Here is a 12666-nt window from a genome sequence, read left to right on the forward strand (position 1 = left end):
AAAAGCACATCCCTGAGCCGCCGGCCTGCTATTGCGGCTGCTGCAGCGCAGGGGTCACGCGCCCGTCAGGATTCTGAGCCTCTGGTCGGGAAAGCCTTGCCGCCAAGAGGTTGCGCATGCTGGTCACGCCGCCGCGCCGGCATCCTGTTCCTCGTCTTCGGCCGGCGGAGCATCGACGCTGAGAACGTGCAGCTCGTGACGGCGGCCATCGCGTGCGGTCCAGCCGATCGACTGGCCGGGTGCCAGGCCGAGCAGCGCTGTGCCGATCGGCGTCAGCACCGAAATCTTGCCGACCGAAATGTCGGCCTCGCCGGGATAGACCAGTTTGACCGTGCGGGTTTCGCCGGTGTCGGGCTCATATTTCACGCTCGAGCCCATCCGCACCACATCGTCCGGAACCCGGTCGTCGTTCACCACGCGGGCGCGCTCCAGCTCCAGCAGCAGATCCTCGGATGCATCCGGGTTTTGCGCGGCGATGGTGTTGGCGAAGACGAGGAGCCGGTCGTGTTCCGACCTGGCAACGGTGATGACCGGCTTGCGGCCTGCTTTGGCGGTTTTCGGCATTTCAATACCTGTTATTCTTCGGCGGCGATGCCGGGGCATGGCCGCTCTTGTTCTCTGGATGATTTGCGCCGCGGTCCGACGGACCGGTCAGGGTCTGGATGTCATGGACTGGTGATGTGCCTTCCCCCGCGGCTCGGGGGCGCAAAGGCCGAGCCGGGGGTTATGATCCCGCGATGGGACAAACCCGGAAGGGAAAATCGCTCGCGATTTTGGCTGCACGGAACATGGATGGGATTGTCGGCGACCTGCCCTGGGATGTCAAGGCAAGCGCCCTGGCGGCCATCCTGCCGGCTTCCATTCCCGCCCCGAGACGGACACAATTGCCAGATGCACGGCAAGTGCATCATCGCCGGCTGCGAGGCGGGAGATCCTCCGGAAATTCAGTCGGGCAGCCCCGCCTTCCGCAAGGCGTTGGCGAAGGCATCCATCAGTTGCGGGCGCACGAAGTCCATCTGAACAAAGCCGCCGATCGTCCAGCCGGGGGCAACCTCAAGAAGCTGCTCGGCAGCCATTCGAGCAGCGTCGAGGTGCCCTAGATTGGCATGGCTGGCTACGAGGGTGGCGTGGAGTAAGCTGAAGCCCGGATTCGATTGGATTGCCAGTGCCGAATAGTTTGCCGCTTCCTCGAAATGGCCGGTGAACAGATTGACCCAGGCCAACGCCAGATAGGGATGGTAGTTCAACGGATCAAACGGGCTAAGCCGTAACGCTCTCTGTGCGTGATCGACTGCGCGTTCGTACTGTTCGCAAAGCATGTTGACCAAGGCGCTGAAACCAAAGGCGAGCGCAGAATTGCTGTTCAACTTCAATGCCTGGTCGAGCGCACCCAATGCACGGGCGTAGTCATGGGTGATCATTGCATAGACGAACGCTCCCATGCTCAGCGCCTGTGGATCGTCCGAGCCCATGACCATAGCTGCATGGGCGTGCATCAGCGCCGCTGACCTGTCCTCGGGGTGAAATCCGCCGCGAAGAAAGCGCTGCTCATGGCCCCATGCCGCATAGCCATGGGCGGCGGCATAGTTGGGGTCGAGACGCAGAGCCTCATCGAGAAGACGCAATGCTTCGTTTGTGTTGGCTGATGTGTTTGCATGCGTATGCGGCATGGCGCGCAGGTAGAGATCATAAGCGTCAAGCCTGTCCGGCGCCTTGCGGCGCGCCCGCTCTATCTCAGCGCGCCGGATCGAGGGTTCGATCGCTCCGACGATGCTCTCCGTCAGCCGATCCTGCAGATCGAAAACATCTTCGACAGCGCCCTCGAACTTGTCGGCCCAGACATGGGTCGCGTCCGTCCCCTCGACGAGCTGGCCTGTGATACGCAGACGGTTCGCGGCCTTGCGGATGCTCCCTTCCAGCACGTAGCGCACCCCCAGTTCCTTCGCGACCTGGCGGATGTCCGCCGCCTTTCCTTTGTAGACGAAGGTGGAATTTCGGGCGATCACGAAGATGCCGGGCATCTTCGACAGGCTGGTGATCAGATCTTCGACCAACCCGTCGGCGAAGTACTCCTGCTCCGGGTCGCCGCTCATATTGGTGAAGGGCAACACCGCTATCGAGGGCTTGCCCGGCAAGACTAGCGGTTTGGCCAGCATCGTGGGGATTGGGCCGCCGATGACGACGCGATAGGCGTGCACCGGCTCCGCGATGTTTTTGACCTGCTGCTCGCCCATCGATTCGAATGCGAAGGCGAGCTTCTTCTCGACCTCGCGCGCCACCTTGCCGGAGACGCATATGCTGCCGGGTTCGGCCAGTTGTTCGAGCCGCGCGGCGACATTGACGCCTTCGCCGTAACAGTCCTCACCCTCGATGATGACTTCGCCGAGATTGACGCCGATCCGAACCTCCAAGCGCTGGTCTTCCGCAACATTGGCGTTGCGTTCCGCCAGACCGCGCTGCAGCGACACGGCGCATTCGACCGCATTCACGACGCTGCCGAATTCGGCAAGCAGTCCGTCGCCCATCAGCTTGAAGATGCGGCCGTGGCGCTTTTCGATCTCCGGTTCGAACAGTTCCCTGCGGCTGGCTTTCAGGCGGTCGAACGTTCCCGCCTCGTCGCGCTCCATGAGAGCCGAGTAGCCGACCACGTCGGCAGCGAGAATCGCCGCGAGCTTCCGCTCCATGAAGGCCCCCTCAAGGGCAGGATCAATCGATAATAGAGTACGACACGTGCGTACGGAAGAGCGCCTGCTCTTCAAACCGCCATCAGTTCCCTGACGCCGTCGGCGACGAACTGGACGGCAAGCGCAGCCAGGATCACGCCGAGCAGGCGGGTCAGGATGGAGCGCCCGGTCTGGCCAAGGAGCCGGTCGATGCGCTCGGCGAGAATGAAGACCAGATAGGTCAAAAGCAGGCAGACCGCGATGATGCCGACCAGCGCCGCCTGGGCGGCAACACCCTGGAACGAACCCGACAAAAGGACCGTGGCCGAAATCGCGCCGGGGCCGGCGATCAGCGGGATCGCCAGCGGGAAGGCGGCGATGTTGTGGATATGGTCCCTGGTGATCGCCACATCCGAGATCTTCTCCTTACGGTCCTGGCGCTTTTCGAACACCATCTCGAAGGCGATGAAGAACAGGAGCAAGCCGCCCGCCACCCGGAAGGCGGGCAGGGTGATGCCGAGCACCGACAGGATCAGCGCGCCGGCCAGCGCAAACAGCGCCATCACCGAAAAACCGATGATCGAGGCGCGGACGGAGACCTGCCGGCGCTCGTCGCGGTTCATGCCGCGCGTGACGGCGAGAAACAGCGGCGCCAGGCCCGGCGGATCGATGGTCACCAGAAGCGTAACGAAGGCGTTGAAGACGCTGTCGTAACTCGGCATTGCCAGCTCCCCGCCCTTCTGCCCGCAATCGGTAATAGAACAAGGCAAAGCGGAGCGCCAGCATGCGCTATTCGGGTAGTGGGCCGGTTTGAAATCTGACCTTTGAACTGACGCCTGGCGAGCCATATTGAGGCATGAAAGAGCCGAAACTCGCGATGGCCGCTGGCGTCACTGACAAGCTTTTGGGAGATTGGTGAAATCGTTGCGTTGATCGAGGCAAAGGAAGCCGAGAAGCCGTTGGTTCGCGGACCATATAAGAAATGGACCACGCAAAAATCCAGGCGACCGTTATGGGGCCGCCTGTTCAACCTGCCAATGGTTCGGACTTGAGTCCAGATTCCGCTTGATGTCCTCGGGCTTCATGACGCCCTCGTTGAACAGGTCCATGATGCGTTTCGCCAAGCGGTTACGAGCTGGCGCGTTATTTTCGATGCCAATTTCCTTCGAATAGTCCTCCAGGAGTTTGGTGAGTTCGGCCAATTGCGGGCCACTGGCTATGCCCCAGTCGTCCATCTTGCATCTCCCATGATTGGGCGAAAGCGTGATGGTCTCTTCCAAGCGCCCGATTGCCGGAATGTCACGGGCGACCAACAGAGCATTGCACGTCTGATCTGGAAACGCGAATCACGAAGCGCTTGCCGTTCCAATTTCAAACTGACCCACTACCGCTGTTCAGTGCGGCTGGACAGACCGGTCACCCGGTTTTGCCGCAATAGGCCTCCAGCCGATAGCCGTCGGGATCGACGACGTAGGCTGCATAGTAGCCTTCTCCATAGTCGGCGCGCAGGCCGGGCCTGCCATTGTCGCGGCCGCCGGCGGCAAGGGCGGCGCTATGGAAGCTGTCGACGCTTTGGCGCGATGGCGCGGTGAAGCAGAAATGCAGGCCGGAACCGGCATCGTCGGGCACGGGAGTTTCGACGCGGCTGATCCAGAAACCGACGGCGTCCTTGCCATAGCCGAGCGAGCCGTCGGATGCGCTGAGGCAGGAATAGCCGAGCGGTGCGAGCGCTGCGTCGTAGAAGCGTTTTGCGGCGGCGATATCGCGAACGCCGATCGAGACATGGTCGAGCATGGTTTTCTCCATCGCTATGATTGAGCGGACCGGCGGGCAAGGAACTCCACTTCCAGCCGCCAATTGGCGCCGTTGTCATGCGAACGTTCGCTGGTCCAGCGGAACGCGTCGTCGGTGATGTCGGTAAAGCTCCAGCGGACGGTCGAGCCTGTATCGTCGGCGCCCTGCTGGACGATATTGTCGCCATCCGCGCGGCCGAGCTGACGGCTGTAATACTGGGTGCGCGGGTCGCTCCAGATAATGTGCCAGGCGTCGAGGCCGGGGTCGTAGACCCGCAAAGTCGTGCCGTAGAAGGTCCAGTTCCCGAGCGACGGTGAAGGGCCGGCGTCTCTGGCGGGCAGGATCCAGACGTCCTGGATCGCGCGGCCTTCGAGCACCCAGCCGAATTGGATTTCGCCGCGGCCGGTCAGCACCTTGCCGTCTTCAGTGAAACGCTTGGCGTCGAACGACCATGCGCCGACGAAGCGGCCGTAGAGGTTCAGCTTTTCGGCATGGCCGGCTGCCGGACCGGCAGCGTGCAGGGCTTCGGCAAAGGAATTGGCCTGGGACATGATATAGCTCCCGGATTGTCAGCAGATGCGGCCATGATGGCGGCCGGCCGCTTTATCGGCTTGGGAAAAATTGCTATCTTTTGCCGATGACAGTGACCGCCCATTTACTTGCGTCTGGTCCGGGGTGGCGGGTCCACGATTTGATCTGCCGCGCCGGCGTTCACGACCGTCCGTTCGAGGAGCAGCACGGCGACTATTGCATCGCGGCCGTGACTGACGGGACCTTTCGCTACAGCGCCGCGCAGGGGACTGCGGTGCTCGCGCCCGGCTCGATGCTGCTCGGCAATGCCGGCTCCTGCTTCGAATGCGGACACGAACACGGGGTGGGCGACCGCTGCCTGTCTTTTCACTATTCGCCGGAGTTTCTGGAAGACGTCGTTGCCGAGACGCCGGGGGCGAGGAATATCGGCTTCGCTGCGCCGCGCCTGCCGCCGCTGAGAGATTTCGCGCGCCTGTTGGCGGAAGCGGAGATCGCGCGGGACGACAGCGATGCCGGGGCTTTGGGTGAAATCGCCTTGCGGCTGGCCGGCGGCGTCGCGTCGACGCTTGCCGGCACGGCGGCGGATCAGCCGCGCCGGCCGAACCGTTTCGACCAGCGCCGCGTCAGCGAGGCGGTCCGCCGCATAGAACTGGCCGCTCACGAACCGCTCGCGCTCGCCGATCTGGCCAGCGGGACGGCGACCAGCCCGTTCCACTTCCTGCGCTCGTTTCGCCAGATGACCGGCATGACGCCGCATCAATATGTGCTGAGAACCCGCCTGCACCGCGCGGCGGTGCGGCTGCGGCTGTCGGACGAGCCGATTTCGGCCATCGCCTTCGACGCCGGCTTCAACGACCTTTCCACTTTCAACCGGCGTTTCAGGCGGGTCATGGGTGTGACGCCCGGCGCATTCCGGGCGCGCCATCGCAGTGGCGGCGCGGGCGCTTCAATCCTGTAAGCCGGGACAGGAACAGCAGACTTTCGCGCCAGCCGCCTGCGATCCCGGCAGACATGTCGTCGCAGTCTCAGAAAACCGCTTCTATCCGGTTGATTTAAATCGAAAAAGCAACTCTGGATATCGGCCGGATTTCGCGTCCGAGAGTTGGAGATCGCCAGTCACTTCCTATATAAGGAGCAAGTGATTCCCCATATTGCGTGATCCGATTTGACCGACATCAAAACTCCGCGCGGCCCCGACGGCCCATCCGGCGTCGAGCCGATTTCCATTATCGAGGAGATGGAGCGCTCCTTCCTCGATTACGCCATGAGCGTCATCGTGAGCCGTGCGCTGCCCGACGTGCGCGACGGCCTGAAACCGGTGCACCGGCGCATTCTGTTTGCCGCGCATGAAAGCGGCTACCACTGGAACCGCAAATATGTGAAGTCGGCGCGGCCGGTCGCCGACGTGATGGGTAAATACCATCCGCATGGCGACGCCTCGATCTACGACGCCTTGGTGCGCATGGCGCAGGACTGGTCGATGCGCGTGCCGCTCATCGACGGGCAGGGCAATTTCGGCTCGATCGACGGCGATATGCCGGCGGCGATGCGCTACACGGAATCGCGTCTCACCAAGGTCGCGCACGAGCTTCTGGAAGACATCGACAAGGAAACCGTCGATTTCCAGGATACCTATGATGCGTCGGGCCAAGAGCCACGCGTCCTGCCGGCGCGCTTCCCCAACCTTTTGGTCAACGGTTCCGGCGGCATTGCGGTCGGCATGGCGACCAACATCCCGCCGCACAATCTGAGCGAGGTGTGCAACGGGGCCATCGCGCTGATCGATAATCCGGCGATCGAGCTGCCGGCGCTCATGGAAATCATTCCCGGCCCGGATTTTCCGACCGGCGGCATCATTCTCGGACGTTCCGGCATCTACAACGCCTATTCGACCGGTCGCGGATCGGTTGCCATGCGCGGCCGCGTCTCCATCGAGGAACGCGCCAACGACCGCGAAGCCATCATCATCACCGAGGTTCCCTACCAGGTGAACAAGGCGACGATGATCGAGAAGATGGCCGATCTGGTGCGCGAAAAGCGCATCGAGGGCATTTCCGACATCCGCGACGAGAGCGACCGGCAGGGCTACCGCGTCGTCATCGAATTGAAGCGCGACGCCAATGCCGACGTCATCCTGAACCAGCTCTACCGTTTCACTCCGCTGCAGACCTCGTTCGGCGTCAATATGGTTGCGCTGAACGGCGGCAAGCCGGAACTGATGAACCTGATCGACATACTGAAGGCGTTCGTCGCCTTCCGTGAAGAGGTCATCAGCCGCCGGACGAAATTCCTGCTGCGCAAGGTGCGCGATCGCGCCCACGTCTTGGTCGGCCTAGCGATCGCGGTCGCCAATATCGACGAAGTCATCAAGCTGATCCGGCAGGCGCCGGACCCGCAGACGGCGCGCGAGCAGTTGATGGAGCGTCGCTGGCCGGCGCAGGACGTGGAATCGCTGATCCTCCTGATCGACGATCCGCGCCACCGCATCAATGACGACGGCACCTACAATCTGTCGGAAGAGCAGGCCCGCGCCATCCTCGAACTGCGCCTGCAGCGCCTGACCGCGCTGGGCCGCGACGAGATTTCGGACGAACTAAACACGATCGGCGCGGAAATCGCCGATTACCTCGACATTCTGTCGTCGCGCGTCCGCATCCAGCAGATCGTCAAGGACGAACTTGCCGCGGTTCGCGATGAGTTCGGCACGCCGCGGCGCACCGAGCTTGCCGAAGGCGGCGCCGACATGGACGACGAGGACCTGATCCAGCGCGAGGACATGGTCGTCACCGTCACGCATGAAGGCTACATCAAGCGCGTGCCGCTCTCGATCTACCGGGCGCAGGCGCGCGGCGGCAAGGGCCGCTCGGGCATGTCGACCAAGGACGAGGATTTCGTCACGCGGCTGTTCGTGGCCAACACCCACACGCCGATCCTGTTCTTCTCCTCGCGCGGCATCGTCTACAAGGAGAAGGTCTGGCGCCTACCGATCGGCACGCCGCAGTCGCGCGGAAAGTTCCTGCGCAACATGCTGCCGCTGGAGGCCGGCGACCGCATCACCGCGATCCTGCCGCTGCCGGAGGACGAGGATAGCTGGGGCGATCTCGACGTGATGTTCGCCACCACACGCGGCACTGTGCGACGCAACAAGCTTTCCGACTTCGTCCAGGTCAATCGCAACGGCAAGATCGCCATGAAGCTGGAGGAAGAAGGCGACGAGATCCTCGGCGTCGAGACCTGCACGGACAATGACGACGTGCTTCTGACCGCCAGCTCGGGCCAGTGCATCCGCTTCCGGGTCAGCGACGTACGCGTCTTCCAGAGCCGCGCCTCACTCGGCGTTCGTGGCATCTCGATGGGCGAAAGCGACCGCGTCATCTCGATGGCGATCATCGAGCATGTCGACGCGCCGCCGGCTGAACGCGCGGCCTATCTGAAGCGTTCGGTCGCCGAACGCCGGCTGGCTTCGGCAGAAGGCGAGGGCGAGGAAGAGATCGCGCTGACCAATGAGGAGGTCGCCGAAGAGGCGGACCTTTCAGACGAGCGCTATGAATTCCTGAAGCAGCACGAGCAGTTCGTGCTGACCGTCACCGAATACGGCTACGGCAAGCGCTCCTCATCCTACGATTTCCGGCTCACCGGCCGCGGCGGCAAGGGCATTCGCGCCACCGACGTGTCGAAGGTGGCGGAGATCGGACGTCTGGTCGCGACCTTCCCGGTCGGGCAGGATGATCAGATCATGCTGGTTTCGGACGGTGGGCAGGTCATCCGCGTGCCCGTCCACGGTATCCGCATCGCCAGTCGCGCTACCAAGGGCGTCACGATCTTCAACACTGCCGACAGCGAAAAGGTGGTCTCGGTCGAGCGCATCTCAGAGCCGCAGAGTGATGAGGACGTGGAGGAGATTATCGCTGAGGCTGCCGTGCCTGGCGAAGTTTCGGAAGCCGGAGACGGCGGTACGGAAGAATAAAATACTTTCGGTCGCGGCGGAAACTGCCGCGACAACCAAGGCGAGACCGTCTAGCGCTGGCGCGGACCGAAACCCCGTGAGCGGTCGTTGCGCTCTTCGAGGCGGATGCGTGCGGCTTCCTGATGAAGACCGAAGGCCGTGGCGATCAGCATGGCGATGGTCATTGCGGCGGCGAGCATGTAGATCAGCATGATGTCGTTCTCCTGATCGTTACAATGATTAGATGGCGATTTGGTTTCCGACTTTGTAGAGGCGGTCTATCTGCGGCCGGTTGAACCTTTCGTGATGCGGCCGTTCATCTGCGGTTCACCTTGCACTTGCCAAGCAGCGGCGACTCCGCCCATGCGAATTGCGTTTGACCTTAGGCCCGGCTAGAAGCAGCTTCCATGAAACGCATCACTATCTACGCGGGATCGTTCGATCCGCTGACCAACGGCCATCTCGACGTGCTGAAGGCGGCGCTGGCCGTCGCCGACACGATCTACGCCGCAATAGGCGTTCATCCCGGCAAGAAGCCGCTGTTTTCCCTGGAGGAGAGGATCGAGCTCATAGAGCGTGCGGCGCGCGCCGAGTTCGGCGCCGACGCGGAGCGCATCAAGGTCATCTCGTTTGACGGGCTGGTGATCGAAGCGGCGCGCAAGCATGGCGCATCGACCATGATACGCGGCCTGCGCGACGGCACGGATCTCGACTACGAGATGCAGTTGGCAGGTATGAACGAAACCATGGCGCCCGAACTGCAGACCGTTTTCCTGCCGGCGAGCCCCTCCGTCCGCACCATTACCGCCACACTTGTCCGCCAGATAGCCAGCATGGGAGGCGACATCCGCCCCTTCGTTCCGGCCGTGGTCGCTGGCGCGCTCGTCGAAAAATTCGCTCATTGAGGAAAAATCCATGAAGCTCAGGAAGCTTGCTTCGTCCCTGATTATTGCCGCGGCCCTGTTTGGCGGCTCGGCCGCAATAGCCGCCGAACCCGAAAACACCATGATCATCACGCTGGAACAGGGCGATGTGACCATCGCGCTCAGGCCCGACCTCGCGCCCAAGCATGTCGAGCAGATCAAGGCGCTGGTGCGCGGCGGCGAATATAACAATGTCGCCTTCCACCGGGTGATCGAGGGCTTCATGGCGCAGACCGGAGACGTGGAGTTCGGCGACATGAAGGACGGCTTCGATCCGGACCGCGCCGGCACCGGCGGCTCAAAGCTGCCCGATCTGCCCGCCGAGTTCTCAGCCGAGCCCTATGTGCGCGGCACCGTCGGCATGGCGCGAGCGCAGAGCCCGGATTCGGCCAATTCGCAATTCTTCATCATGTTTGCGCCCAATCCGGGCCTCGACGGCCAGTACACGGTCGTCGGCACGGTAGAGAGCGGCATGGAACTGATCGACCAGGTGAAAAAGGGCGACCCCGCCATGAATGGGGTTGTCAGCGAGCCGGATCGGATGATCAAGGTGCGCATCGCCGCCGACGGCAATTAATCAATTAAAGCAGAAAAGGAATTCGGGATGGCCGAGATCAAGGATCGCGAAAACGCGCTCGTCATGGAAACCACCAAGGGCAAGGTCGTGATCGAGCTTCTGCCCGATCTGGCGCCGGGCCATGTGAGCCGCATCAAGGAACTGGCGCGCGAGGGCGCTTATGACGGCGTCGTCTTCCACCGCGTCATCGACGGCTTCATGGCGCAGACCGGCGACGTGAAGTTCGGCAATTCGACCAAGCCGACGTTCGATCCTTCCCGCGCCGGCATGGGCGGTTCGGACAAGCCCGACCTCAAGGCTGAGTTCTCCAACATGAACCACAGCCGCGGCACCTGCTCGATGGCGCGGGCCCAGAACCCGAACTCGGCGAATTCGCAGTTCTTCATCTGCTTCGACGATGCGGCTTTCCTCAACCGGCAGTATACGGTTTGGGGCCAGGTCATCGAAGGCATGGACAATGTCGACAATATCAAGCGCGGCGAGCCGGTGCAGGATCCCGACAAGATCGTGTCGATGAAAGTGGCGGCGGACATCGCAGCCTGAGCGGTCTACCTCCGCCGAGGAGGTCGCCGAGCGAAGCGAGGCGGGTGGGGTGTAGTGCTCCAACGCCGATCCTGCTTCTTGGACATCCAACCTGTGAAATTGAATGGTAAAACCCCCACCCGCCCGGCCAAACAGCCGGGCGACCTCCCCACAAGGGGGAGGTAGAGGTGCGCGTCGACCTGTTTGATTTCGATCTCCCCGAAGACCGGATCGCGCTTCGCCCCGCCGAGCCGCGCGATGCGGCGCGGCTGCTCGTGGTCAGGCCGGGCGATGGCGTTGAAGATCGCAAAGTTGGCGAGCTGCCGGCGCTGCTTCAGCCCGGCGATGTCATGATCTTCAACGACACCAAGGTTATCCCGGCTCAGCTAAGGGGCATCCGGCGGCGCGGCGAAGCATCGGCGCAGGTGGACGCGACGCTGCACATGCGTGTGGCCGCGGATCGCTGGCTGGCTTTCGTCCGGCCGGGAAAACGCGTGGCGCCGGGCGATCGCATCCATTTCGGCCATGACGGTAATTCGTGCTTCCTTGGCGCGCTCGAGGCAACCGTCGTCGAGAAGCGCGAGGGCGGCGAGGTGCTGCTTGCCTTCGACCTATCCGGCCCGTTCCTGGACGAGGCGCTGCACGCAGTCGGCCATATCCCGCTGCCGCCCTACATCGCGTCGAAACGCGACGACGACGAGCGCGACCGCACGGACTACCAGACGATCTATGCCGAGGAGGAGGGCGCGGTCGCCGCGCCCACGGCCGGCCTGCATTTTACGCCCGAACTGTTCGCGGCGCTCGATAAGCGAGGCATCGAACGGCATTTCGTCACTTTGCATGTCGGGGCTGGGACTTTTCTCCCGGTCAAAGCGGACGACACCGCCGACCACAAGATGCATGCCGAAAGCGGCAGCGTGTCGGCTGAGACCGCAGCCGCTGTGAACGCCGCCCGGGCGCGTGGCAGCCGCGTGGTATCGGTCGGCACGACTTCGCTCCGGCTGCTTGAAAGCGCTGCACGCGATGACGGAATGCTCGCCGAGTGGTCTGGCGCGACCAGCATCTTCATCACGCCGGGCTACCGCTTCCGGATCGTCGACGTGCTGATGACCAATTTCCACCTGCCACGCTCGACGCTGTTCATGCTGGTCTCGGCGTTCAGCGGGCTGGAGACGATGCGCGCGGCCTATGCGCATGCGGTCGCAAACGGCTACAGGTTCTACTCCTACGGAGACGCGTGCCTTCTGTTCAGGACTCAGAACCAGTAGTCGGAGACCTTACGGCCGTCGCGAGGCAAATCTTCGAACGTGCCGAACCCGTCGAAATGGTCGATCGGTATGTCCGCGACAGCCTCGGGCTCGGCGAGCCTGACGTTCACGGCCAGGCGTCGCCGGCCATCCTTGCCTGTGCGGCTTCCTCGCCACCATGCGACGCAGCCACATTCCGGGCAGAAGTGCCAGCTCAAGTGTTTTTCGCCCCGCGCATAGGCCCGCGTCGGCCCGGACACGGTGATCTCGTGGCCTTCATAACCGTAGATCCACAGAGCCCCGTGGCGGCGGCAGACCGTGCAGTTGCACGCCGTCGCTCCCTCCGGCTCTCCCTCGAAACGCCAGCGCACCGCGCCGCAATGGCACGCGCCCTCGATCGTCTTCATTCGGTCAGGTCCAGCATTTTCAGCGTGCGTCAGCGTAGAGCGCCTATTTTGACCGA

The 12666-nt window shown here is 62.9% G+C and carries 14 protein-coding genes; 6 read left to right on the forward strand and 8 right to left on the reverse strand.

Going from position 1 to position 12666, the window contains the following annotated elements:
* Positions 1-123: 123 nt before the first annotated feature.
* From rnk to ABVK50_RS10220, 6 genes are all read right to left on the reverse strand, one after another.
* A complete protein-coding gene (gene rnk / locus ABVK50_RS10195) occupies positions 124-564 on the reverse strand; it encodes a nucleoside diphosphate kinase regulator (RefSeq protein WP_353641680.1) in 441 nt (146 codons plus the stop codon).
* A gap of 380 nt (positions 565-944) precedes the next feature.
* Positions 945-2684 (reverse strand): adenylate/guanylate cyclase domain-containing protein, encoded by a 1740-nt coding sequence (locus ABVK50_RS10200; protein WP_353641679.1) that lies wholly within the window; start codon positions 2682-2684, stop codon positions 945-947.
* A gap of 71 nt (positions 2685-2755) precedes the next feature.
* Positions 2756-3385: a MarC family protein gene (locus tag ABVK50_RS10205; protein ID WP_353641678.1), complete on the reverse strand. Its 630-nt coding sequence runs from the start codon at positions 3383-3385 to the stop codon at positions 2756-2758.
* A 288-nt stretch (positions 3386-3673) separates the two neighbouring features.
* Positions 3674-3898: a hypothetical protein gene (locus ABVK50_RS10210; RefSeq protein WP_353641677.1), complete on the reverse strand. Its 225-nt coding sequence runs from the start codon at positions 3896-3898 to the stop codon at positions 3674-3676.
* A 181-nt stretch (positions 3899-4079) separates the two neighbouring features.
* A complete protein-coding gene (locus ABVK50_RS10215; RefSeq protein ID WP_353641676.1) occupies positions 4080-4457 on the reverse strand; it encodes a VOC family protein in 378 nt (125 codons plus the stop codon).
* Between the two features lie 14 nt (positions 4458-4471).
* A complete protein-coding gene (locus tag ABVK50_RS10220) occupies positions 4472-5008 on the reverse strand; it encodes a hypothetical protein (RefSeq protein ID WP_353641675.1) in 537 nt (178 codons plus the stop codon).
* 86 nt (positions 5009-5094) lie between these two features.
* Here ABVK50_RS10220 and ABVK50_RS10225 point away from each other — a divergent pair, with 86 nt between their 5' ends.
* Positions 5095-5946 carry an AraC family transcriptional regulator gene (locus tag ABVK50_RS10225; protein WP_353645966.1) on the forward strand — a complete coding sequence of 284 codons (852 nt, stop codon included), beginning with the start codon at positions 5095-5097 and terminating at the stop codon, positions 5944-5946.
* Between the two features lie 207 nt (positions 5947-6153).
* Positions 6154-8955: a DNA gyrase subunit A gene (gene gyrA, locus ABVK50_RS10230; RefSeq protein WP_353641674.1), complete on the forward strand. Its 2802-nt coding sequence runs from the start codon at positions 6154-6156 to the stop codon at positions 8953-8955.
* A 50-nt stretch (positions 8956-9005) separates the two neighbouring features.
* Here gyrA and ABVK50_RS10235 read toward each other — a convergent pair whose 3' ends face one another.
* A complete protein-coding gene (locus ABVK50_RS10235) occupies positions 9006-9146 on the reverse strand; it encodes a hypothetical protein (protein WP_353641673.1) in 141 nt (46 codons plus the stop codon).
* A 195-nt stretch (positions 9147-9341) separates the two neighbouring features.
* Between ABVK50_RS10235 and coaD the strand changes: the two genes are divergently transcribed.
* From coaD to queA, 4 genes are all read left to right on the forward strand, one after another.
* Positions 9342-9839: a pantetheine-phosphate adenylyltransferase gene (gene coaD / locus ABVK50_RS10240; RefSeq protein ID WP_353641672.1), complete on the forward strand. Its 498-nt coding sequence runs from the start codon at positions 9342-9344 to the stop codon at positions 9837-9839.
* A 10-nt stretch (positions 9840-9849) separates the two neighbouring features.
* The gene (locus ABVK50_RS10245; RefSeq protein ID WP_353641671.1) at positions 9850-10434 is read left to right on the forward strand and encodes a peptidylprolyl isomerase; all 585 of its coding nucleotides are present in this window, start codon (positions 9850-9852) and stop codon (positions 10432-10434) included.
* A 27-nt stretch (positions 10435-10461) separates the two neighbouring features.
* Positions 10462-10977 (forward strand): peptidylprolyl isomerase, encoded by a 516-nt coding sequence (locus ABVK50_RS10250; RefSeq protein WP_353641670.1) that lies wholly within the window; start codon positions 10462-10464, stop codon positions 10975-10977.
* A 167-nt stretch (positions 10978-11144) separates the two neighbouring features.
* On the forward strand, positions 11145-12224 hold the full coding sequence (queA, locus tag ABVK50_RS10255) for a tRNA preQ1(34) S-adenosylmethionine ribosyltransferase-isomerase QueA (protein WP_353641669.1): 1080 nt from the start codon (positions 11145-11147) through the stop codon (positions 12222-12224).
* Here queA and ABVK50_RS10260 read toward each other — a convergent pair.
* Positions 12212-12610: a GFA family protein gene (locus ABVK50_RS10260; protein WP_353641668.1), complete on the reverse strand. Its 399-nt coding sequence runs from the start codon at positions 12608-12610 to the stop codon at positions 12212-12214. The genes queA and ABVK50_RS10260 overlap by 13 nt on opposite strands.
* Positions 12611-12666 lie beyond the last annotated feature (56 nt).

This window comes from Mesorhizobium sp. WSM2240 (assembly GCF_040438645.1).
Taxonomy (GTDB): Bacteria; Pseudomonadota; Alphaproteobacteria; order Rhizobiales; family Rhizobiaceae; genus Allomesorhizobium.

Excerpts from the sequence above, each read along its gene's own strand:
- ABVK50_RS10260 (WP_353641668.1), bottom strand. The coding sequence starts at position 12,610 with ATGAAGACGATCGAGGGCGCGTGCCATTGCGGCGCGGTGCGCTGGCGT.
- ABVK50_RS10225 (WP_353645966.1), top strand. The coding sequence starts at position 5,095 with ATGACAGTGACCGCCCATTTACTTGCGTCTGGTCCGGGGTGGCGGGTC.
- ABVK50_RS10210 (WP_353641677.1), bottom strand. The coding sequence starts at position 3,898 with ATGGACGACTGGGGCATAGCCAGTGGCCCGCAATTGGCCGAACTCACC.
- ABVK50_RS10235 (WP_353641673.1), bottom strand. The coding sequence starts at position 9,146 with ATGCTGATCTACATGCTCGCCGCCGCAATGACCATCGCCATGCTGATC.
- coaD (WP_353641672.1), top strand. The coding sequence starts at position 9,342 with ATGAAACGCATCACTATCTACGCGGGATCGTTCGATCCGCTGACCAAC.
- ABVK50_RS10250 (WP_353641670.1), top strand. The coding sequence starts at position 10,462 with ATGGCCGAGATCAAGGATCGCGAAAACGCGCTCGTCATGGAAACCACC.
- ABVK50_RS10205 (WP_353641678.1), bottom strand. The coding sequence starts at position 3,385 with ATGCCGAGTTACGACAGCGTCTTCAACGCCTTCGTTACGCTTCTGGTG.
- rnk (WP_353641680.1), bottom strand. The coding sequence starts at position 564 with ATGCCGAAAACCGCCAAAGCAGGCCGCAAGCCGGTCATCACCGTTGCC.
- ABVK50_RS10220 (WP_353641675.1), bottom strand. The coding sequence starts at position 5,008 with ATGTCCCAGGCCAATTCCTTTGCCGAAGCCCTGCACGCTGCCGGTCCG.
- ABVK50_RS10200 (WP_353641679.1), bottom strand. The coding sequence starts at position 2,684 with ATGGAGCGGAAGCTCGCGGCGATTCTCGCTGCCGACGTGGTCGGCTAC.
- ABVK50_RS10245 (WP_353641671.1), top strand. The coding sequence starts at position 9,850 with ATGAAGCTCAGGAAGCTTGCTTCGTCCCTGATTATTGCCGCGGCCCTG.
- ABVK50_RS10215 (WP_353641676.1), bottom strand. The coding sequence starts at position 4,457 with ATGCTCGACCATGTCTCGATCGGCGTTCGCGATATCGCCGCCGCAAAA.